Annotated in this window: 22 protein-coding genes; 16 read left to right on the forward strand and 6 right to left on the reverse strand. The window is 64.6% G+C overall.

The annotated features are described in order from the left end of the window. The first annotated feature begins 105 nt into the window (after positions 1-105). The 4 genes from MA07_RS22475 to MA07_RS22490 are packed head-to-tail and all read left to right on the forward strand — an operon-like array spanning position 106 to position 2,544. A complete protein-coding gene (locus MA07_RS22475) occupies positions 106-615 on the forward strand; it encodes a DinB family protein (RefSeq protein ID WP_036357193.1) in 510 nt (169 codons plus the stop codon). After that, positions 612-1,160 (forward strand): thioesterase family protein, encoded by a 549-nt coding sequence (locus MA07_RS22480; protein ID WP_036357195.1) that lies wholly within the window; start codon positions 612-614, stop codon positions 1,158-1,160. Before MA07_RS22475 ends, MA07_RS22480 begins: the two co-directional genes overlap by 4 nt. A 52-nt stretch (positions 1,161-1,212) precedes the next feature. Continuing rightward, positions 1,213-1,836 (forward strand): 2-hydroxychromene-2-carboxylate isomerase, encoded by a 624-nt coding sequence (locus MA07_RS22485; protein WP_036357197.1) that lies wholly within the window; start codon positions 1,213-1,215, stop codon positions 1,834-1,836. A 9-nt stretch (positions 1,837-1,845) separates the two neighbouring features. Continuing rightward, the gene (locus MA07_RS22490; protein ID WP_036357200.1) at positions 1,846-2,544 is read left to right on the forward strand and encodes an aspartate/glutamate racemase family protein; all 699 of its coding nucleotides are present in this window, start codon (positions 1,846-1,848) and stop codon (positions 2,542-2,544) included. A 106-nt stretch (positions 2,545-2,650) separates the two neighbouring features. Here the strand turns inward: MA07_RS22490 and MA07_RS22495 are convergent, their stop codons facing one another. After that, positions 2,651-6,160: a PAS domain-containing hybrid sensor histidine kinase/response regulator gene (locus tag MA07_RS22495; protein ID WP_036357209.1), complete on the reverse strand. Its 3,510-nt coding sequence runs from the start codon at positions 6,158-6,160 to the stop codon at positions 2,651-2,653. Positions 6,161-6,229: 69 nt separating this feature from the next. Beyond that, a complete protein-coding gene (locus tag MA07_RS22500) occupies positions 6,230-7,147 on the reverse strand; it encodes a LysR family transcriptional regulator (RefSeq protein WP_036357212.1) in 918 nt (305 codons plus the stop codon). Positions 7,148-7,247: 100 nt separating this feature from the next. Between MA07_RS22500 and MA07_RS22505 the strand changes: the two genes are divergently transcribed. The 5 genes from MA07_RS22505 (at position 7,248) to MA07_RS22525 (ending at position 11,161) form a co-directional block, all read left to right on the forward strand. Further along, positions 7,248-7,682, forward strand: coding sequence for a DoxX family protein (locus MA07_RS22505; RefSeq protein WP_036357215.1), 435 nt, complete (start codon positions 7,248-7,250; stop codon positions 7,680-7,682). An 11-nt stretch (positions 7,683-7,693) separates the two neighbouring features. Continuing rightward, entirely contained in the window at positions 7,694-8,188 is a 495-nt protein-coding gene (locus MA07_RS22510) for a VOC family protein (RefSeq protein ID WP_036357219.1), read from the forward strand. Positions 8,189-8,242: 54 nt separating this feature from the next. Further along, positions 8,243-8,677 (forward strand): large conductance mechanosensitive channel protein MscL, encoded by a 435-nt coding sequence (gene mscL / locus MA07_RS22515; protein ID WP_036357223.1) that lies wholly within the window; start codon positions 8,243-8,245, stop codon positions 8,675-8,677. A gap of 113 nt (positions 8,678-8,790) precedes the next feature. Then, positions 8,791-9,993, forward strand: a complete 1,203-nt coding sequence (locus MA07_RS22520; RefSeq protein ID WP_052003437.1) for a pyridoxal phosphate-dependent aminotransferase — start codon at positions 8,791-8,793, stop codon at positions 9,991-9,993. Between the two features lie 118 nt (positions 9,994-10,111). Continuing rightward, complete coding sequence (locus MA07_RS22525) at positions 10,112-11,161, forward strand: AbrB family transcriptional regulator (protein WP_036357227.1); 1,050 nt, start codon at positions 10,112-10,114, stop codon at positions 11,159-11,161. A 2-nt stretch (positions 11,162-11,163) separates the two neighbouring features. Here the strand turns inward: MA07_RS22525 and MA07_RS22530 are convergent, their stop codons facing one another. Further along, on the reverse strand, positions 11,164-12,051 hold the full coding sequence (locus MA07_RS22530) for a MurR/RpiR family transcriptional regulator (RefSeq protein WP_244445335.1): 888 nt from the start codon (positions 12,049-12,051) through the stop codon (positions 11,164-11,166). 124 nt (positions 12,052-12,175) lie between these two features. Here MA07_RS22530 and MA07_RS22535 point away from each other — a divergent pair, with 124 nt between their 5' ends. The 5 genes from MA07_RS22535 (at position 12,176) to MA07_RS22555 (ending at position 18,630) form a co-directional block, all read left to right on the forward strand. Then, positions 12,176-12,964 carry an N-formylglutamate amidohydrolase gene (locus tag MA07_RS22535; protein WP_052003438.1) on the forward strand — a complete coding sequence of 263 codons (789 nt, stop codon included), beginning with the start codon at positions 12,176-12,178 and terminating at the stop codon, positions 12,962-12,964. Between the two features lie 62 nt (positions 12,965-13,026). Next, positions 13,027-14,562, forward strand: coding sequence for an amino acid permease (locus MA07_RS22540; RefSeq protein WP_052003439.1), 1,536 nt, complete (start codon positions 13,027-13,029; stop codon positions 14,560-14,562). Between the two features lie 60 nt (positions 14,563-14,622). After that, on the forward strand, positions 14,623-15,993 hold the full coding sequence (locus tag MA07_RS22545) for a glutamine synthetase (RefSeq protein ID WP_036357233.1): 1,371 nt from the start codon (positions 14,623-14,625) through the stop codon (positions 15,991-15,993). Between the two features lie 70 nt (positions 15,994-16,063). Next, on the forward strand, positions 16,064-17,455 hold the full coding sequence (locus MA07_RS22550) for an aldehyde dehydrogenase family protein (protein ID WP_036357866.1): 1,392 nt from the start codon (positions 16,064-16,066) through the stop codon (positions 17,453-17,455). Positions 17,456-17,466: 11 nt separating this feature from the next. Further along, complete coding sequence (locus MA07_RS22555) at positions 17,467-18,630, forward strand: iron-containing alcohol dehydrogenase (protein ID WP_036357236.1); 1,164 nt, start codon at positions 17,467-17,469, stop codon at positions 18,628-18,630. Here MA07_RS22555 and MA07_RS22560 read toward each other — a convergent pair. Together MA07_RS22560 and MA07_RS22565 are read right to left on the reverse strand one after the other, a co-directional pair. After that, the gene (locus tag MA07_RS22560) at positions 18,627-18,998 is read right to left on the reverse strand and encodes an MmcQ/YjbR family DNA-binding protein (RefSeq protein ID WP_052003440.1); all 372 of its coding nucleotides are present in this window, start codon (positions 18,996-18,998) and stop codon (positions 18,627-18,629) included. The genes MA07_RS22555 and MA07_RS22560 overlap by 4 nt on opposite strands. A gap of 149 nt (positions 18,999-19,147) precedes the next feature. After that, on the reverse strand, positions 19,148-19,744 hold the full coding sequence (locus tag MA07_RS22565; protein WP_036357239.1) for an NADPH-dependent FMN reductase: 597 nt from the start codon (positions 19,742-19,744) through the stop codon (positions 19,148-19,150). Positions 19,745-19,847: 103 nt separating this feature from the next. On the opposite strand from MA07_RS22565, the gene MA07_RS22570 reads away from it, so the two are divergent. Continuing rightward, positions 19,848-20,249 (forward strand): helix-turn-helix domain-containing protein, encoded by a 402-nt coding sequence (locus MA07_RS22570; RefSeq protein ID WP_036357242.1) that lies wholly within the window; start codon positions 19,848-19,850, stop codon positions 20,247-20,249. Here MA07_RS22570 and MA07_RS22575 read toward each other — a convergent pair. Continuing rightward, entirely contained in the window at positions 20,246-20,905 is a 660-nt protein-coding gene (locus MA07_RS22575) for an HAD family phosphatase (RefSeq protein WP_036357244.1), read from the reverse strand. The two genes, MA07_RS22570 and MA07_RS22575, sit on opposite strands and share 4 nt — an antisense overlap. 176 nt (positions 20,906-21,081) lie before the next feature. Here MA07_RS22575 and MA07_RS22580 point away from each other — a divergent pair, with 176 nt between their 5' ends. Next, complete coding sequence (locus MA07_RS22580; RefSeq protein ID WP_036357246.1) at positions 21,082-21,849, forward strand: potassium channel family protein; 768 nt, start codon at positions 21,082-21,084, stop codon at positions 21,847-21,849. The last annotated feature ends 2 nt before the right edge of the window (positions 21,850-21,851 follow it).

The raw sequence follows: 21,851 nt of genomic DNA on the forward strand, positions 1-21,851 counted from the left end.
AAGGGTCGGGAGAGGGGCCGTCAGAGGTCGAGCACAGCCCCTCTCCCGGCTCGCTCCGCTCGCCACCCTCTCCCGCAGAGGGGAGAGGGAAGAAGGGGGAACTCCATGAAACAGCACTTCGTCATGATGGCGGGCTACAATGCCTGGTGCAACGAGCGCCTCTATGAAATCGCCGCGCAATTGCCCGATGCGGATTACCGCGCGGATCGCGGAGCGTTCTTCAAGTCGGTTCATGGGACCCTGAACCACATTCTTGTTGCCGACCGCATATGGATGAAGCGCTTCACTGGACAGGGTGAGGCGCCGAACCGGCTCGACGCCATCCTGTTCGAGGATCTTGCCGAGCTTCGCGCGGCGCGGGCAGATGAGGACGAGCGGATCGTCGCCTATATCCATAATCTCTCCGACGCAGACATCATGGGACGCATCCGATACCGGACGATCGTCAACCCGTCGGAGTTCGAGCAGCCTCTGGCCACGGCTCTCGCGCATTTCTTCAACCATCAGACTCACCATCGCGGGCAGGCGCATTGCCTGCTGACGGGCTTCGGCTTCGAGGTGCCCTCCCTCGATCTTCTGTCGTATCAGCGGCAGACCGGGATCGGACTCACATGAACCTGTGGCTGCGCCTCCTTCACCTGATCGTCGCATCCTTCGTCCGGCCGAAGCTCGACCCGGCGCGGGATGTGTCGCGCCTCGCTTTCCGCGTGTGGCCGCACGATCTCGACACGTCGCTGCACATGAATAACGGGCGCTACTGGACGCTCATGGATCTCGGTCGTACGGATATGATGATCCGCTCGGGCCTGTGGCGGCCCATCCTCAGGAATGGATGGGTGCCCGTGGTGAATGCGGGCCAGATCCGTTTTCGCCGCGAGTTGCGGCCGTTTCGGCCCTTCACCCTGGAGACGCGCATCCTCACCTGGTCCGGTACCCACGTGGTGATGGAGCACAGGCTGGTCTCCCGGTCGAAGGACGGGAGCCTCATCCTCAATGCCATCGCTCTGGTGAAGGCAGGGCTCTACGACCGCAAGCTACGAAGCTTCGTGTCCATGCCCCGCCTGCTGGCGGAGATCGGGCTGCAGGCGGAGGCTCCGAAGGCTGCTCCCGAGGTCGAAGCCTTCCTCACGGCGGAAGAGACGTTGAAGAGCGCGGCCTGATGGTCCAAGCTGGAGCATCGCCGCTCTGGCCCTTCAACCCCGAATCGGACCCATGCCCCGCATCATCGACTATTACTTTTCCCTCGTGAGCCCTTGGGCGTATATCGGCCATGCCCCCTTCATGGAGATCGTCCAGAGGCACGGCGTCGAGGTCAATTACAAGCCGGTATTCCTGGGGCGGGTCTTTGCGGAAACCGGCGGTCTGCCGCTGGCCCAGCGCCACCCGGCCCGCCAGCGCTACCGGATCCTCGAACTCCAGCGCTGGCGCGAGAAGCGGGGCCTCGCTTTCAATATCACCCCGAAGCACTGGCCCTTCGATGTGAATCTCGCCGACCGGTTCGTGATCGCCATCAACGCCTCCGGCAAGAGCCCGGACGCCTTCCTGCGCCGGGCGTATGCTGCCGTGTGGGAGGAGGAGCGCAATCTGGCCGATCCGCTCGTGCTCGCGGAGCTGGCCGAGCAGGCGGGTTTCGACTCGTCCACGCTCATGGATGTGGCGACCGGCAGCACCACCGAGGCCATTTACGCCCTCAATCTGGAGAATGCGGTGGCGGGCGATGTGTTCGGCTCACCGGCCTATGTGCTCGACGGCGAGGTGTTCTGGGGCCAGGACCGGCTTGACCTGCTCGACGACGCGCTCGCCAGCGGCCGCGCTCCCTACACGCCAAATCCTTAAAGGCCTATCATGAAGACCATTGGGCTCATCGGCGGCATGAGTTGGGAAAGCTCGGCCGAGTACTACCGCATCATCAATCAGGAGACGAATCGGCGGCTCGGGGGCGTGCACTCGGCGCAATGCCTGATGTGGTCCTTTGATTTCGAAGAGATCAAGCGACTTCAGCACGATGGCGAGTGGGAGAGACTTGCTGAGTCGATGAAGGAAGCCGCAATTCGGCTGGAGCGCGGCGGGGCCGATTTCATCGTTGTCTGCACCAATACGATGCATCGCCTGGCCGATGCGATTTCCTCCACTGTCAGCATCCCGCTGCTCCATATTGCCGATCCCACGGCCGAGCAGATCAAGGCCTCGGGCTTCGAGCGGGTCGGCCTCCTCGGCACCGCCTTCACCATGGAGCAGGACTTCTACAAGGGCCGCCTGCAGCAGCGCCACGGCCTCGACGTTCTGGTGCCGGACGAGGACGACCGCCGGATCGTCCATGAGATCATCTACAAGGAGCTCGTTCTCGGACAGGTCAGGCCGGAGTCGCGCCAGGCCTATCGCGCGGTCATCGCGCGACTGATCGAACGCGGCGCCCAATGCGTCATCCTCGGCTGCACCGAGATCATGCTCCTGGTGAAGAACGAAGACAGCGCCGTGCCGTTGTTCGACACCACGACGATCCACGCCGTGGCGGCTGTCGATGAGGCGCTGAGACCCGTTTAACACGCCCGTCATGGCCGGGCTCGTCCCGGCCATCCCAATGCGGGAATTCGCGGCGCTTCACATGGTCGAGATCACCGGCACAAGGCCGGTGATGACACGGTGTTCTCTACTCGGCCGCCACCCTGGTGGCCCGCCATTGGGTCAGCAGCGCCCGGAAGGCCGCAGGCTTCAGCGGCTTGTTGAGGACGTGGATGTTCATCGCCGCGGCAGCCTCGCGGACGGCCGGCGTGCGGTCGGCCGTCACGAGTACGGCAGGTGTGTCGACCTGGGTCTTCCACCGCAGGGCCTTGATCAGTTCGAGACCGTCCGTGTCGTCGAGGTGGTAATCGGCGATGATCACTTCCGGCAGCCCCTTGCTCGTGCGCAGCGCCTGATGGGCCGTCTCGAGGTCCGACGCCGTCCAGACCTCGCAGCCCCATCCCGTGAGCAGAAGACGCATGCCCTCCAGGATGGCGGGCTCGTTGTCGATGACCAGCACGCGCAGGCCCGACAGCACGGTTGCCGGAGCCTTCGGCGGCTCGGGCGCTGCGGCCGTCGCCGGAAGAGCGGCGACCACAGGCACTTCGACCCGGAACACGGAGCCGCGCCCGACCTCGGAGTTCAGCGTGATCGGGTGCTTGAGCACGCGGCCGATGCGCTCGACGATGGAGAGGCCCAGCCCCAGGCCGCGCGCCACCTTCATGCCCTGATCCAGCCGCTGGAACTCGCGGAAGACGACGCGCTGCTTGGAGGACGGAATGCCGAGGCCGGTATCCCAAACTTCGAGGACGAGATGCCCGGCGCGCCTGCGTGCGCCGACGAGCACGCGCCCGGCAGGTGTGTACTTGATCGCATTGGAGATCAGGTTCTGCAGCAGGCGGCGCATGAGACGCCGGTCGGAACGCACCGTCAGGGATGAGGGCACGAAGGTGAGCTTCAGGTTCTTGGCCTTGGCAACAGGCTCGAACTCGCGCTGCAGCTGGCGGAACATTTCGTCGATGCGGAAGCTCGACCATTGCGGCTTCATGGCGCCGGTGTCGAGGCGCGAGATGTCCAGAATGGCGGTGAGGATCTCCTCGACGGCGTCGAGGGACGCATCGATGTTCTCGGCCAGCGTTCCATCGCCTGCTTCGCGGTCGCGCTCCACGAGCGACGTGGCATAGAGGCGCGCCGCATTGAGCGGCTGCAGGATGTCGTGCGAGGCGGCAGCGAGGAAGCGCGTCTTGGAAATGTTGGCCTCATCGGCCTCCGCCTTGGCGTTGCGAAGTGCCTCGTTGAGGCGCGTGAGTTCCTCGGTTCGCTCGCGCACCCGCTGCTCCAGGGTCTCGTTGGCGCGACGGCTCGCTTCTTCGGCGAGAACGGTATCGGTGACGTCCGTGTAGGTGGTCACGTGGCCGCCGTCGGGCAGGAGGTTCGAGCGGATTTCGATCACCTTGCCGGAGGGATAGAGCCTGAGTCGCACCGGCTCCACATCGTGCCGGAAGGAATGGAGGCGGGCTTCCACGAGATCCTCGATCTTGCCGGGCCCGTAGGAGCCGCGCGAGGCGTTGTAGCGCACGATCTGCTCCATGCCGATCCCAACCTGCACGAAGTTGGGCGGCATGTCGTACAGGTCGAGGAAAGCCTGGTTCCACGCCAGCAGCCGCAGGTCGCTGTCGATCACCGTGATGCCCTGCTTGGCATAGTTGAGCGCGTGCTGGAGAAGATCGCGGCTGTGCTGGATCGCCGCCGACGCATCGTCGAGCAGCTTGAGGGCCGCTTCCGTCGAGACGGTGCGGCGTCGCAGCAGCAGGGACAGGGCAAGGCGCGAGGAGGCGGTGCCGATGGCCGAGGCCAGAAGGTGCTCCGCATAACGCAGAAGATGGATGTCCGCCTCGGCGCGCGTGTCCAGGCTCTGGCCGCGGCTGTGGGCGAACCCTTCGAACGAGCGGGAGGTGCGCTCCTCGCCGAGATAGCGGGCGACGGTGGCGCGCAGCTCGCCGACGCTCACGCTGGCGCGGAACAGGCGGAAGCTCGGCGTGGCGGAAGCAGCAGCCTCGCCGAGGAAGACATTGGCCTGGATCTGCTCCATGGCGGTCACCGGCCGCCACAGGGAGAAGGCGATGTAGCACAGGATGTTGAGCGTCAGGCTCCAGACGACCCCATGGGTGAGCTGGGGCAGGTCGACTCCGAACAGGGCCGTAGGCTTCAGCGCCGTGACGCCGAAGGGGCCTGTGACGACTACATCCGACCAGAACACCCCATCCCAGACGAGGCTCGGCAGAAGGAGCGTGTAGGCCCAGGTGACGAACCCGACGACGAGGCCGACGCTGGCGCCGAGCGCCGTGCCGCGCGACCAGATCAGGCCGCCGAGAAAGGCCGGCGCGACCTGCGCGATGGCGGCAAAGGACAGAAGCCCGATAGCCGCGAGTGCCGCCTCGCCGGATGCGCGATAGTAGAAATAGCCCAGCAGGATGACGAGAATGATGGAGATGCGCCTCACGCCGATCACGAAGCTGCCGGGATCGATGCCCGCGAAGGCGCGTCGCCGCAGCACGATGGGCATGACCAGATGGTTCGAGATCATCACCGCCACGGCGACGGAATCGACGATCACCATGGCGGTGGCGGCCGAGAAACCGCCGAGGAATGCGATCACGGCCAGGGTGCCGGCTTTGTCCGACAGCGGCAGCGCCAGCAGGGTCATGTCCCGGTCGATGGTGCCTTCCGGGAATGCCGCGAGGCCCGCCAGGGCGATGGGCACGACGAAGAGGTTGATGAGAACGAGATAGAGCGGGAACAGCCAGGCCGCGCGCTTCAGGTCCGCGATGTCGTGGTTCTCGACCACGGTGACATGGAACTGGCGCGGCAGCAGAAGGGTGGCGCAGGTCGAGAGCAGGATGAGCGTGATGTAGCTGCCGAAGCCCGACGTCCGCTCCATCAGGGCGGACGTGGTGCCCTGCGCGTTGAGGTGCTGGACGATGTCGTCATAGCCGCCGAACATCACGAAGGTGATGTAGCCGCCGACGATCAGGAAGGCGATCAGCTTCACCAGGGACTCGATGGAGATGGCCAGCAGAAGTCCGTTCTGGTGTGCGGTCGCATCCGTGTGGCGCGTACCGAAGGCGACGGCGAAGCCTGCCAGCACGAGGGCAACCACAAGGGCGAGATCGCCGAGGACCGGCAGCTGGGTCAGGGACTCACCGTTCGCTGCCGTCAGGAACACGTCGAGCGACGATGAGACGGCTTTGAGCTGCAAGGCGATGTAGGGCACCGAGCCGACGAGGGCGATCAGGCTCACCAACGCCGCCACGCGCTCGCTCTTGCCGTAGCGGGCAGCCACGAAGTCGGCGATGGAGGAGATGTTCTGGGTCTTGGCCACCCGCACCACCCGGGCGACGAGCGGGAACCCTAAGCCAATCACCAGGATCGGGCCGATATAGATGGCGAGAAAGTCGAAGCCGGAATGGCTGGCAAGCCCGACCGATCCGAAGAACGTCCAGGACGTGCAATAGACCGCGAGCGCGAGGGCCGCGATCGTGGAGCGGGCGGGCCCCTGAACGAAGCGCCGTCCCCAGTTGTCGCCCCAGTAGGCCACCGTGAACAGGAAGCAGAGATAGACCAGTGCCGACAACACGACGGCCCAGGTAGCGACCATAGGCGTGAACCCTCGAAAACAGACGTCGATTAGCTTTAGCCGGTAAAGGGTGCGAAGGCCACCATCAGCCTATCGTAAGCCCCGGTCCCATTCGGGCTCCGGCGCAAAGCGCCGGGCCAGGAACTCGATGAAGACGCGCACCTTGGCCGGAGCCTGGCGGCCTGAGGGCAGGACCGCATGGATGCCGGGCGGGTGGATCGGGTAGCCGCCGAGCACCGGCACGAGGCTGCCGTTGCGCAGGCTGTCGCCGACGATGAAGGTGGGCTGATAGATCAGCCCCTGTCCGGCAATGGCCGCAGCGAGCAGGGCGTCGCCGTTGTTGGCGCGAAGGTTCCCCTGCACCGGCACCACGATCTCGCCGTCCCGGCCGAAGGTCCAGCGGTTCGCCTCGACGGCGCTCGGCAGCGTGTAGCCAAGGCAATTGTGCCGGGAGAGATCGTCCAGGCTCTGCGGGGCCCCGTGCTTCTTCAGATAGGAAGGGGCGGCACAGACCACGATCCGGCAGTCAGCCAGGCGCCGGGCGACAAGGCTCGAATCCTTCAGCCGTCCGATCCGGATCGCTAGGTCCCACCCTTCCTCGATCAGATCCACGAAGCGGTCGGCGAGGCCGAGATCGAAGGACACGTCCGGGTGGAGGCGGTTGAACTCGGGCAGGGCAGGGGCGATGTGGCGGAATCCGAAGGTGAGGGGTACGTTGAGCCGCAAGGTCCCTCTCGGCTCGATCCGGTCCAGGCTGGCGGAGGCCTCCGCCTCCTCGATCTCGGCCAGGATGCGCTCGCAGGCCGTGAGATAATCACGGCCGCCTTCGGTCAGCACCAGCTTCCGGGTGGAGCGATGCAGCAGCTTGACCCCGAGCCTGTCCTCAAGGGCAGCCACATGCTTCGTCACCATCGTCTGGGACAGGTCGAGCGCTCGCGCGGCCGCCGAGAAGCTGCCCAGCGCTGCGACCCGGACGAAAACCTGCATGCTGGTGACCCGGTCGAGCACGACGTGATCTCACTCTATCGGTGTGAGTTGATATTCCAGTGGAGAGATTATCATATCAGCAGTTTGAGATCATATCGAGATACCATTCAGGAGATCCTCGATGATTGACACCCGCACCGCTCCTTACGCCGCCCTGATCCTGCGCATCACCCTGGGCATTCTGTTCCTGGCTCATGCCGGTCTGAAGTTCTTCGTGTTCACGCCTGCCGGCGCTGCCCAGTTCTTCGGCAGCCTCGGCCTGCCCCCGGCTCTCGCTTATCTTACCATCGCGGCGGAAGCGGTCGGTGGCCTTGCCCTGATCCTTGGTCTCTTCACCCGCTGGGTGTCCTTGGCCCTGATCCCCATCCTCCTCGGCGCCATCGTTCTCGTTCATGGCAAAGCCGGCTTCTTCTTCAGCAACCCGAACGGCGGCTGGGAATTCCTCGCCTTCTGGATCGCGGCCCTCGCGGCTCAGGCTCTGCTCGGCAATGGCGCGTTTGCCCTTCAGGGCGGATCGGTCAAGGCTGCTCCCGCGTTGTCCACCCGTTCCGCCTGAAGGAGAAGGCGATGACGAACCCTCGGCCCATCGACCCCGGCGTCAGGATCGGCCATGTCCACCTGAAAGTGGCGGATCTCGAGCGCTCGCTCGCCTTCTATTGCGGCGTACTCGGTTTCGAGCTGATGCAGCGCTACGGCGCCCAGGCGGCCTTCGTGTCGGCCGGGGGCTATCACCATCACATCGGCCTCAACACATGGGAGAGCCAGGGCGGCTCCCCGCCGCCTCCCGGCACCACGGGGCTCTATCATGTGGCGATCCTTTATCCCACACGGGCGGCCTTGGCCGACGCGCTCTACCGGCTCGCTGAAGCCGGCATTCCGCTGCAGGGGGCGAGCGACCACGGGGTGAGCGAGGCGCTCTACCTGAGCGACCCCGACGGCAACGGCATCGAGCTCTACGTGGACCGGCCTCAGGACCAATGGCCGAGAACGCCCAATGGCGAACTCCAGATGGTGACGCGGCGACTCGACCTGCAGAACCTGCTCGCCAGCCGCGCCGCTTGACGAAACTTCATGGCCGGACAGCTTAAGCTTGGCAGCCAAGCAGGAGGTCCGGCCATGTGGAACGAGTTCAGGCAGTTTGCGCTTCGCGGCAACGTGGTCGATCTGGCCATCGGCATCATCATCGGAGCGGCGTTCAGCAAGATCGTGGACTCGCTGGTGGGCGACATCTTCATGCCCATCGTCGGGGCCATCACGGGCGGTCTCGATTTCTCGAACTATTTCACGCCGCTCTCAGGCAGCGTCACGGCCACGGCGCTCACCGAGGCCAAGAACCAGGGCGCGGTGCTGGCCTGGGGCAACTTCATCACGGTGGCCATCAACTTCGTCATCATCGCGTGGATCCTGTTCCTGCTGGTCAAGGGCATGAACCGCCTGCGCCGCACGGAGGACGCTAAGACCGGTACCGCCGACAAGCCTGCGGAAATCCCGGCCGACGTGAAGCTGCTGACGGAAATCCGCGACCTGATGAAATCCGGCCGAGCCGTGTAACTCATCACTGGTTTCGATCGGATTCTTCGCCTTTTGTCATGCGACGCATTCAACGCTTGCCTTGAGGGGCCGAACGGGCCATCCCTGTTCGCCGGCTTCCAAGGAAATTCCCCATGAATGCGTCCGTGTCGATTCCGTCCGTTCTCAACCTGCGCCCCGAAGCGGAGCAGGCGCCGACCAGCGGCATCGTCGACGTGTTCAGCTATGGCCGGCTGAAGCCCGGCATCATTCCGCTCTGGGTGGGCGAGGGCGATCTGCCGACGCCGTCCTTCATCTGCGAGGCGGCGGCCCAGTCGCTCGCGAAGGGCGAGACCTTCTACACCTATCAGCGCGGCATTCCCGAACTGCGCCAGGCCATCGCCCGCTATCACGAGCAGGTCTACCGCAAGACTTTCGATCCCGAGCGCTTCTTCGTGACCTCCGGCGGCATGCCGGCCATGCAGCTTGCCTTCCGCATGCTCGCAGGCAACGGCGACGAGGTGCTGATCCCCACGCCTGCCTGGCCGAACTTCGCAGGCGCCATCACCATCGCCGGCGCGCGTCCCGTGCCGGTGCCGATGACCATCAACGACAAGGGATGGCACCTGGATTTCGAGCGTCTTGAGAAGGCGATCACGCCGCGCACCCGCGTGCTCGTCATCAACTCCCCGTCGAACCCGACGGGCTGGGTGGCAAGCCACGCCGATCTTCGCGCAGCCCTCGATCTGGCCCGCCGACACGGGCTCTGGATCGTGGCGGACGAGATCTACAGCCGCTTCATCCACGATCCGTCCCTCACCATCGATGGGCGCACGCCTTCGTTCCGCGATGTGATGGAGCCGGACGACAAGATCATCTTCGTCCAGACCTTCTCCAAGAACTGGGCCATGACCGGCTGGCGGCTCGGTTGGTTGGAGGCCCCGCCTGCTCTCGGGCAGGTGATCGAGAACCTGATCCAGTATCAGACCTCCGGAACCCCGACTTTTATCCAGCGCGCGGGCGTCGCTGCCATCGAGCAGGGCGAAAGCTTCCTGGCCGATCAGATCGTCCGGGCCCGCCAAGGCCGCGACATCGTCGGGCGGCTTGCCGAAACGGGTCTTGTGGAACTGCCGCCACCGAGCGGTGCCTTCTACGCCTTCCTGAAGATCAAGGGCGCCAGGAACTCCAAGGAGATTGCCTTCCGCCTCATCGATGAAGCCAATGTAGGTTTGGCCCCGGGCTCCGCCTTCGGCGAGGCGGGCGAGGGGTACCTGCGCCTGTGCTACCTGCGCAAGCCCGATGACGTGGAAGAGGCAGTCCGCCGCATCAGCGAAGCCCTGCCGCGGCTCGTCGCCTAAGCGTCCGCGCCTCGACTTCAGGGCACCGGTCTGCGGCCGCGCAGCCCCCGCCGCATGGCTTGTGCGCGCCACGCGCATTTGACCGGCGGGGAAAGGGCGTCCATTGAGCAATACCGTGATGCGTCCCTTTCTCGCCCATCTCGTCCAGATCCTGATCGCTGCCCTCGGCGGCCTCGTCTTCCACTGGCTCGGCGTTCCGGCGGCTTGGCTGTCCGGTGCGGCCATCGCGGCCACCCTGTGGGGGCTCACCGGATGGGCCGTGACCATGCCGCGTGCGCTCGCCGATGCAGCCATGCTGATCTCGGGCGCCGCCATGGGCGCGGCGGTGACGCCGGAAGCCATTGCCGCCATGGGCCGCTATCCCGGCAGCCTCATTCTTCTGGTGATCGGCGTGGTGGCGATCTCGGCGGCCTCGACCGCGTGGCTCGTGCGCATGTCGGGCTGGCGCAGGGCCGATGCGGTGCTGGCCTCCGTGCCGGGTGCGCTGTCCACCGTTCTCGCCGTGGCAGCCGAGCGCAAGGCTGAGGTCGCCTCCATCGCCATCGTGCAGAACTTTCGTCTGTTCGTGCTGATCGCCCTGCTGCCGAGCCTCGTCGTGCTCACAGGCGATGGTGGCAACACGGGCGCGCTGATCGGCGAAGGCTTGCCTGTCGAGAGCCCGGGCGGCATGGCTCTGATCCTCCTCGGCGGATTGGCCCTTGGCGCTGTGTTCAAGCAGTTGAGGGTTGCCGCCCCGATCCTGCTCGGCGCAACCGTCATGAGTTCGGTGAGCCATGGCACCGCATGGGTCACCGGCGTCATTCCTCCCGTCATCGCGACCGGCGGTCTCGTGCTGATCGGCCTCTTCATCGCCGAGCGCTTCCGCAACGTCCAGCGCTCGACCCTGAAGCGCGCCTTCATCGCGGCGCTCGGCTCCTTCACCGTGGGCATGATCGTGGCTGCACTCTTTGCAGGCGTGGCCGCTTGGCTTGCGGGCGTCAGCTTCGCCAATGGTCTCGTGGCCTTCGCGCCTGGCGGCCTTGAGGCTATGACGGTCCTCGCGCTCATTCTCGGGTTGGACCCGCTCTATGTGGGCATCCACCATCTCGTTCGATTCCTGGGCATCGGCCTCGTGCTGCCGTTCCTGATCGGCTGGCTGCAGCGGGACAAGACGGCGGCTGCGGAATAGGCTCAGGATCGCTCGTTGCGCAGGCGCTCCACCGTCTCCATGCGGGGCTTTGCGGTCTCCCACAGGCGCTTGGTCACGGTCGCCACGAGAGCCTCGGTCAGCAGCAGAAGGCCTGCCGAGGAATCCCAGTTCGACGGGGCGACGATGTGAGCGGGCAGCACGTGCCGCGCCACGCGGGCGATGGGGGAGAGCCACGGGTCGGTGAGCAGGACCACCGTGGCTCCCTGCTTCGCGGCCGTTTCGCAGAGCGCCGTGACATCCTCCTGGTAGCGGCGGATGTCGAAGGCGACGATCACGTCCTTGCGTCCGATCTCGATCATCCGGTCGCGCCACAGGGCAGGCTGGCCCTCGATGAAGTCCACATGGCTGCGCACGATGCGGAAATGGCTCTCGGCGTAGCGCGCAAGCGCGCCCGTGAATCGCCCGCCGGTGAAATGGATGTGTCGTCGCTGATCGGAGAGAAGCGCCACGACCGCCTCGAACTCGGCCGGCGCGATGTTCTCCACCGTCGCCTTCAAATTGCCGATCACGGCCTCGGCAAAGGAAGCGAGCGCTGGAGCGCCCTGGCCCTTGTCGGAGGGACTGGCCTTGGCCAGCGGCGAGAGCAGCTGCGCTTCCAGCTCCTCCCGCAGGTGCTTCTGAAAATCCGGGAAGCCGCCGAATCCCAGCCGGGTGACGAAGCGCAGAACCGATGGCGCCGAAATGCCGGCCCGCGAGGCAAATTCCGCAACGGTGTCGAGTCCGGCGAAGGGATAGTGGCTCAGGAGCAGGTGGGCGGCGCGCTTCTCGCTGGGCGTAAAGGATTCCATGTCGAGCCGGATGCGCTCGGCGAGGCTCGGCGGGTCTGTGGGAGGGAGGTGGCGGTCGCCACGCATACCGGATTGATTCACAGCCCCTCCTTGACGCCTCTCAAAAGCTGTATCAGAAATTTCAGAACCTGGGAATTCCATAAGAAACGTATCAAGCGTTCAACCGGGGACAACCCTGCCTTAGGGCAGGTTGACGGAGAACCGCATGACGCAGGCGAGCCGGGTGCCAGCCGATCACGTCTCTGCCGCAACGGCAGGGCAGCCGGTTGCCGCGATCGAGAACCCGCAAGGGCGCTCGCCCATCCTGCTCATCTGCGAACATGCCTCCAACCATCTGCCGGCCCGCTACGGCACCCTGGGGCTCGAGCCCGACGCACTCGAAAGCCATATCGCCTGGGACCCCGGCGCGCTCGGCGTGGCGCGGGAACTCTCGCGGCTCCTCGATGCGCCGCTGATCCATGCGACCGTCTCGCGCCTCGTGCTCGATCTCAACCGCGAGCCGTCCGCGCCGGATTCGATCTGGACCCTGAGCGAGCGCACCACGATCCCGGGCAACCTCGACCTCGACGCGGAGGACCGGGCAATCCGCGTGCGCGAGGTCTACGATGCATTTCATGATGCGGTCGATGCCTTTGCCGATGCACGCCATGCGGCAGGCCAGCTCGGCGCGGTCGTGTCGATCCATTCCTTCACGCCCGTGTACCGGGACGTGCCGAGGCCCTGGCAGATCGGCCTCATCTTCAATCGCGATGAGCGCTACGCCCGCTCTGTGGAGGCAGGCCTGAAGCAGGATCCGGCGCTCACCGTCGGCATGAACGAACCCTATTCGCCAGCAGACCGGGTGTTCCACACCCTGGAGCGCCACGCCGAGAAGCGTGGGCTGCCTCCGCTGATGATCGAAATCCGCAACGACCTGATCCGCACACAAGACGGACAGGCGTCGTGGGCCAACCGTCTGGCGCCGCTTTTGAGGGAGGGGGCACGGACGCTCTGATGACGGGCATGGCGCAGGACGTGCCGTGGCCCGAATGCAGACACTTCTTGGAGGAAGAAACAATGTCAGTCGGACAAGGGAATCCCGGGGTTCACGCCCCACCGGCCGGTGTGCAGAACTCTGCCGGCGTCACCTACACTACGGTGGATCAAAACTACTTCGAAGCCCGGCGTCTCAAGCGCCACGCACGCGTCTGGTCGCTCTGGGCGCTGGGTGTCGGCGCGGTGATCTCGGGGCACTATTCGGGCTGGAACCTCGGCCTCGCCAACGGATTCGGGGCGATGTTCTTCGCCACCATCATCATCGCTATCATGTATCTGGGCCTCACCTTCTCGCTTGCCGAGATGTCGCCGGCCCTGCCGCATACGGGCGGTGCCTATTCCTTCGCCCGCACGTCCATGGGGCCGTGGGCGGGCTACATCACGGGCATCGCGGAGAACATCGAGTTCGTGCTGACCCCGGCCGTGATCGTGTTCTTCATCAGCTCCTATCTCTCGGCGATCTTCGAGACGGCGCCGGCCTTCCAGCCTGTGTACTGGGTGCTGTGCTACGCCTTGTTCGTCGGCCTCAACATCATCGGCGTCGAGCTGTCGTTCAGGGTCACGGTGAGCGTCACGGTGGCGGCCCTTGCCGTGCTTGCGGCCTTTTACCTGTCCGTCCTGTTCTCCGGCCAGTTCGACTTCTCGCGCTGGGCACTGAACATCGGGCCCGACGGCGCAGAGCTTCCAAGCGGGAACGGACCTTTCCTGCCCTTGGGCGTCAGCAGCATCCTGGCCTCGTTGCCCTTCGCGGTCTGGCTTTTCCTCGCCATCGAGCAACTGCCGCTGGCAGCCGAGGAGTCCCACGATCCGCAGCGCGACATGCCCAAGGGCATCATCGCCGGCATCCTGACGCTGATCGCTTCCGCGTTCCTCGTGCTCTTCCTGAACACAGGCATCGCGCCGGGTGCGGTGGGTCTGGGCAAGTCGGGTGAGCCGCTGCTCGACGGGTTCCGCACCCTGTTCGGCACGGACATCGCGAAGGTCCTCGCGGCCATCGCCGTGATCGGGCTCATCGCGTCGTTCCACACCATCATCTTCGCCTTCGGCCGGCAGATCTACTCCCTGTCGCGGGCAGGCTACTTCCCGAGCTTCCTGTCGGTCACGCATGGCGAACGCAAGACGCCGCATGTGGCCCTGATCGCAGGCGCGGTGCTGGGCCTCCTTGTGATGCTGATCATCTGGTTTTCGGCCGGCGCCGAGGCCGGTGCGACCGTCATCGGCGGCACCTTGCTCAACATGGCGGTGGCGGGCGCGATGCTGGCCTACTTCATGCAGGGCATGTCCTATGTGGTGCTCAAGAAGAAGTTCCCGAACCTGCACCGTCCCTACAGGAGCCCGTTCGGCATTGCGGGCGCGGTGATCTGCATGGTGATCGCGGCAGTGACGCTCTACTTCCAGCTCACCGACTCGGTCTTCCGGACCGCGGTCATCGGTGTTGCCGTCTATTACGCGGTGATGATGGCCTACTTCCTGCTTATCGGACGGCATAAGCTCATCCTCTCTCCGGAGGAGGAGTTCGCGCTCACCAAAGGCGAGAGCGAATACAAGTCCTATTGATCCTTCGGGAGCGCGCCCCATGCGCGCTCCCTTTCTCCTCTCGCGGTCAAGGTTTTTCGTATGGACGCTCCCAAGATCAAGAATGCCGCCGATGCGCTGGAATACGTGCGCAGCCGCGATCTGCCCTTCGTGAAGATCGGCCTCACGGACGTGGACGGCATCATGCGCGGCAAGTACATGGCTCGCGACAAGTTCGAGTCCGCCCTCGAGAAGGGCTTCGGCTTCTGCGACGTGGTGCTGGGCTGGGACTCCAACGATCAGCTCTATGACAACACCACGCTCACCGGCTGGCATACGGCCTATCCCGATGCGACGGCACGGGTGATCCCGGAATCCATGCGCCTTATTCCCTTCGAGAACGACCTGCCGTTCTTCCTGGCGGAGTTCGAAGGCTACGCGGAGGCGGCCTGTCCGCGCGGCGTGCTGCGACGGGTCCTCAAGAAAGCCGAGGACATGGGCTTTGCGGTCTCAGCCGCGGCCGAGTTCGAGTTCTTCCTGTTCGAGGAAACCCCGCATTCCGTTCGCGAGAAGAGCTACCGGAACCTCAAGAACATCACGCCCGGCTTCTTCGGCTATTCGGTGCTGCGCTCCGGCGTGCACGCGGATTTCTACCATGAGCTTCTCGATCTGGCGAAGACGATGGACTTCGAGATCGAGGGCCTGCACACGGAAACCGGCCCCGGCGTGCTTGAGGCCGCGATCCGCGTCGACGATGCACTGAACGCGGCCGACAAGGCGGCTCTGTTCAAGACCTATACCAAGATCCTGGCCCAGCACCGCGGCTGGATGGCGACCTTCATGGCCAAGTGGTCCCGCGACTGGCCCGGCCAGTCCGGCCACCTCCATGCGTCCCTGCGGGATATCAAGACCGGCAAGGGTGCGTTCTACGATGCCCAGGCCAAGCACAACATGTCGGACACCATGCGCTGGTTCGTGGGCGGTCAGCAGCAGCTGATGCCCGAGATCCTCGCCATGGTGGCCTGCACGGTGAACAGCTACACGCGGCTGATCCCCGGCTTCTGGGCCCCCACCGACTCCGCCTGGGGCGTGGAGAACCGCACCACGGCTTTGCGCGTCATTCCGGGCTCCGAGAAGTCGCAGCGGGTCGAGTACCGGGTCGCGGCCGCCGATATCAACCCCTACATCGCGCTTGCGGCCGCCATCGGCTCGGGCCTATGGGGCATCGAGAACCGGATCGATCCGGGCGAGCCGATCCAGGGCAATGCCTATGCGGTCGAGCACCCGAAGGAGCGGGCCCTGCCGCGCTCCCTCGGCGAGGCCGCCGAGCGTCTCAAGGGCTCCCAGGCCGCGCGCCAGCTCTTCGGCGACACCTTCGTGGAGCATTACGCCGCAACCCGCGAATGGGAGGAGCGCGAGGCGCGCAAGGCTATCACCGATTGGCAGCTCGCCCGTTACTTCGAGATCATCTAAAAGCCTTTTCGAGACTCAATCACAGGAGAGGACCATGGTCTCTGGATCATGGTCTTTCAGGCATCACATCATGGCCGATACCGATATCGTCTGCATTTCCCCCATCGACGGGCGCGAGCTCGTCCGCCGTCCCATCATGTCCGAGGCCGCCATCGATGCGGCGATCACGTCGGCCCGCGAGGCGCAAAAGGCTTGGCGCAACACCACCATCGCGGAGCGCGCCAGCAAGGTCTCAGCCTTCCTCGACGCGCTGCTCGCCATGAACCAGGAGGTGGTGCCGGAGATCGCCCAGCAGATGGGCCGGCCCGTGCGCTATGGCGGCGAGTTCCGCGGCGTCGAGGAGCGGGCGCGCTACATGATCGGCATTGCCGAGAAGAGCCTGCAGCCCATCCCGGCCGACGACGAGAAGGCGGGATTCCGCCGCATGATCAAGCGCGAGCCCGTGGGCCTCGTGCTCGTGATCGCCCCGTGGAACTACCCGTATCTCACGGCCATCAACACCATCGTGCCGGCGCTCATGGCTGGCAATGCGGTGCTGTTGAAGCACGCTTCGCAGACGGTGCTGGCGGGTGAGCGCTTCCAGATGGCGATGGATCGCGCCGGCATGCCGGAGGGGCTGTTCCAGAACCTGCATCTCAGCCACGACCAGACGAGCCGCATCTTGAGCAATGGTCTCGTCGATCACTGCAACTTCACCGGCTCCGTCTCCGGCGGTCGCTCCATCGAACGCGCGGCGGCAGGATCCTTCACCTCTCTCGGCCTCGAGCTCGGCGGCAAGGACCCGTCCTATGTGCGCCAGGACGCCAACCTCGACCATGCCATCGAGAACCTGGTGGACGGCGCCTTCTTCAACTCGGGGCAGTGCTGCTGCGGCATCGAGCGCATCTACGTTCACGAGAAGCACTACGACCGCTTCGTCGAGGGCGCGGTCGATCTCGTGAACAAGTACGTGCTCGGCAACCCGCTCGATGAGGCGACAACGCTCGGGCCCATGGCGCACAAGCGCTTCGCCGATCTCGTGCGCGGGCAGAACGCGGAAGCGGTGGCGAAGGGCGCGAGGGCGCATATCGACACGAAGCGCTTTGCCGCGGATACTGGCGATACCGCCTATCTGGCGCCGCAGGTGCTGACGAACGTCGATCATTCCATGAGCGTCATGCGCGAGGAGAGCTTCGGCCCCACCGTCGGCATCATGAAGGTGTCGGGCGACGAGGAGGCGATCCGTCTCATGAACGATTCGCCCTACGGCCTCTCGGCCGCCATCTGGACCTCCGACGTCGATGCGGCGGAAGCCATCGGCGACAGGCTCGAGACCGGCACCGTGTTCATGAACCGCTGCGACTACCTCGATCCCGCGCTCGCCTGGACGGGCGTGAAGGATACGGGCCGCGGCGCAAGCCTGTCGCGGCTGGCCTACGAGTCGCTCACCCGTCCGAAATCCTACCACCTCCGCCAGATCTGATTGAAAGCATCATGACCATGTCTCCCCGTTCCAACTGGAGCTATCCCACCGCGATCCGCTTCGGCGCAGGCCGCATTGCCGAATTGGCCGAGGCCTGCAAGTCGGTGGGCATGCAGGCGCCGCTCATCGTGACGGATCCGTTCCTTGCCACTCAACCCATGACGAAGGCGGCGCTCGATCAGCTGATCTCCGCCGGCCTCAAGGCGGCGATCTTCTCCGACATCAAGCCGAACCCGGTCGAGACGAACGTGTACAAGGGTTTGGAGGCCTTGAAGGCCGGCCAGCATGACGGCGTCGTTGCCTTCGGAGGCGGCTCGGCGCTCGATGCCGGCAAGGTCATCGCCTTCATGGCCGGCCAGACCCGCCCCATGTGGGACTTCGAGGATGTCGGCGACTGGTGGACCCGTGCGGACCCGAACGGCATTCAGCCGATCATAGCCGTGCCCACGACGGCGGGAACGGGCTCGGAAGTGGGCCGCGCCGGCGTGATCACGCAGGAGGCGACGCACACCAAGAAGGTGATCTTCCATCCGCTGATGATGCCGAAGATCGTGATCTGCGATCCGGAACTGACGGTGGGCATGCCGCCTCACATCACGGCCGGCACGGGTCTCGATGCGCTGGCCCATTGCGTTGAGGCCTATTGTGCGCCAGGCTATCACCCTCTTGCCGACGGCATTGCGGTCGAGGGCATCCGCCTCGTGAAGGAATACCTGCCGCGCGCCTACAAGGACGGCAAGGACATCGAAGCCCGCGCGCAGCTGATGTCGGCGGCCGCCATGGGCGCCACGGCATTCCAGAAGGGGCTCGGCGCCATCCATGCGCTGTCGCATCCCACCGGTGCGCTCTACGACACGCATCACGGCCTGACCAACGCGGTCTTCATGCCCTACGTGCTGGTCTACAACCGCAAGGCCATCGAAGAGCGGATCGAACGGCTCGCCGCCTATATCGGCCTTGAGCCTTCGTTCCAGGCCTTCCTCGATTGGGTGCTGCAGCTGCGCAAGGATCTCGGCGTACCGCACACGCTGGAGGGCCTAAAGGTCGACAACGCCCGCTTCGAGGAGATGTCCGAGATGGCGCCCAACGATCCTACGGCTGGAGGCAATCCGGTGCCGATCACCAAGGAGAGCGCCCGCAAGCTCTTCGAGGATGCGCTGGCCGGGCGGGTCTAAACCGGATCTCGATCTATCGAGGCGGTTGGCGTAGTGCCAGCCGCCCGTGTGACAAGGCTTCTGGGTGCCACAGCATTCCAGGCGGCGAGAAGGGCGCTTTTCAACGTCATCTCGTCGGTGTGCGCCAATTCGATGCTCGTCCAGCCCTGAAGCCCCCATTTGCCCGATACGGGAGCGAAGACGAGAGGCTCCGCATCGACACGGATCCTCTGATCCTCGGAGGTGAGTTTCACGACAGCGCGCTGCTCGTCCGGATGGAGCGTAGCAAAGATTTTACTCCGCACGCGAAAATCCGGGCGGCTCATGTGAGTGCTCTCGCGGGCTTCCGGCAGAGCCAGGGCAAGACGGCGAACATCGTCCGGTGTCATGTGGTTCTCTTCATGATGCCGGATGCATCCTGACCTGCGGGATCGTCGTTTTCAAGTTTCATGGGCTTGGTGCCCCTGAGCCCTCTGGGCAAACGAAAGGCACCGCTGAGGCTATCAGCGGTGCCTTTGCTTTGATCGAGCCTGGTGCCTTAGGCAGCAGCCTTCATCGTGGTCTTGCGCTCCGCACGCAACGACCTGAGGGCCTCCGTCCAGCGCAAGAGTTCGTCGAGCATCGTCGCGGCCGAGGTCCTGTAGATGTCCTGGGGCCTGAGCTTGCCGTTCTCGTCCAGGTTCTGGAACACCATCGGCATCGGGACGCCTTCCGGGATCGGCATCATCTTCAGGGTGGTGACGATCTGCTTTGCCACCTGGACCGAGCGCAGGCCGCCGGAGATGCCGCCATAGCTCACGAAGCCGGCGGGCGCATAGTTCCATTCGCGCGAAAGGTAGTTCAGGGCGTTCACCAGGGCCGGCGGCGGAGCATAGTTGTACTCGGGCGTCACGAACACGAAGGCATCGGCTGCGGACACGCTCTCGGCCCATGCCTTGGTATGGGCGTGGTGGTAGTTCTGCTTCATCGGGTGCTCGGGCTCGTCGAAGAGCGGCAGGTTGAACTCCGCCAGGTCTACCAGCACAGGCTCGAACTTGCCGTGCTCGGCCGTGTATTCGCTGAACCACTGGGCGATGCTCGGTCCGACCCGACCGGGGCGCGTGCTGGCGATGATGATGTGAAGCTTGGGCTTCATGGGACGTCCTTCATTTGCATTCGGAGGCGGGAGCACTTAAGTTCCCTTTTGTTACCGAGGCTCATTAAGTAACTTCTGCAGGCTTTCGCAAGGAGGCACTTTCATGTCACCCAGTCACATCCATGTGCCCACCGATTGCCGGACAGTGACGGAGATCCTGTCCCGGGTCGGCGACAAGTGGAGCGTCCAGGTGGTGGTCCAGATGGGCGAAGGTCCCAAGAGGTTCAACGAGTTACGCCGAGCCGTGACCGGAATTTCCCAGAGGATGCTGACCCTGACGCTGCGTGGGCTGGAGCGCGACGGGCTCGTCACGCGCACCGTCTATCCGACCATTCCGCCCCGGGTGGATTACCAGCTCACAGGTCTGGGTTGCTCCCTGCTCAAGACTGTACGGGGCTTGGGCGATTGGGCGATCCAGCACCGGGACGAGATTCTCGCCTCTCGGCGGCGTTTTGATGCGGGAGACGGTGACGGGCTTGAGGGCAACCCGCCTGCCGCAGCTTAAGCAGCGAGCCTGCGCTCCAGAACCTCCCAGAGAGCATCGTCGCGGAAGGTCGCAATCGTCCTGTCGGCCCCGACCTTGGTGAGTTCAGCGGCGCTCAAGCCCGTCAGGACCCCAAAGGAGAACAGCCCCGCCGCCTTGGCCGCCCTCATGCCCGAAGGGGAATCCTCGAACGCGATGGCCTCCTCCGGCCGAATGCCAAGCCGCTCGATCGCCGTGAGGTAGGGCAAGGGGTCGGGCTTGCCGCGCTCGACCTGATCGATGGTGATCTTGACCTCGAACCGGTCGGTAATGCCGAGAATGTCGAGGATATGGGTCGCGTTCAGCAACGGGGCATTGGTGACCAGGGCAAGCCTGATGCCGCGGGCATCTGCCCAGTCCAACACATCGAGCAGCCCCTCATGAGGCTCGAGCTCGAGTGCCAGGCGGCGGAAGGCAGCCTCCTTGCGCTCTGCATAGATCTCATGCTCCTCGACCGGCAGGTGAGGCAGGAGTGCGGCAAAGATCGACTCGTTCGTATGGCCGATGATCGAGGTGCGATACAGATCCTCGTCGATCACAATGCCCTGCGGGCCGAGGGTTTGCGCAAAGGCTTCCAGGTGGGTTGGATCGCTATGTACCAGGGTGCCGTCCATATCGAAAATCAGGGCTTTCAGCATCGCGTCGTCTCTCAAACGTCTTAGGAGCAGGCGAGGGAATAACCCCCCTCGCGTAAAAAGGCACCCCGTTGGAAATGTAACCCTGCTCTATAGTTATTTCCGAAGTCGATAAACTGTTCCGAGTGCCGCTCCACCCATGATTTCAGGTCTTCTCCGCCCAAAAACGAGGCATTCCGATGCACCTGAGGGATAGGCTCAGGACGCTTTACGAGGGCGACAGCCAGGAGGCCCACCGTTTCCGCTATGCCCTGCTCGTCTTCGACATCACGACTGTCATCTTCATCGTCGTCTCCTCCTTCCTGCCGCAATCTGCCCTTGTCCAGATCGTCGACGTCATCATCGGGCTGATCGTGCTGGCCGATTTTTCGTCACGGTTGGCGATCAGCCCGCGTCCCTGGAGGGGCCTCCTGCACCCGACGACCCTGGCGGACGTGGCTGCCATCGTGTCCTTCCTGGCCCCTATCGTCGGTGAGGGGATCGGGTTCGTGCGCATCCTGCGGACGGTGCGGCTTCTCAGGACCTATCAGCTTCTCGTGCGCCTGCGCGCCGACAGCATCTTCTTTCGCCGGAACGAGGAGCTGATCATCGCGTCCGTCAACCTCGGCGTCTTCATCTTCGTCATGACGGGCTTCGTCTACGAGACGCAGCACCGGGCCAATGAAAAGATCAACAACTACGTGGATGCGCTCTATTTCACGATGGCGGCGCTCACCACCACCGGCTTTGGCGACATCACCCTGACGGGAACCCTGGGACACCTGATCTCCGTGCTGATCATGATCTTCGGCGTGACGCTCTTCTTGCGTCTCGTGCAGGTTCTGCTGAGGCCCAACAAGGTGCGTTATCCGTGTCCCGTCTGCGCCTTGCAGCGCCATGACAGGGATGCGGTTCACTGCAAAGCCTGCGGGACGATCCTCAACATTCCGGACGAAGGGGCTGTCTGAGT

Source organism: Microvirga sp. BSC39 (assembly GCF_000739015.1).
In the GTDB taxonomy this organism is placed as follows: domain Bacteria; phylum Pseudomonadota; class Alphaproteobacteria; order Rhizobiales; family Beijerinckiaceae; genus Microvirga.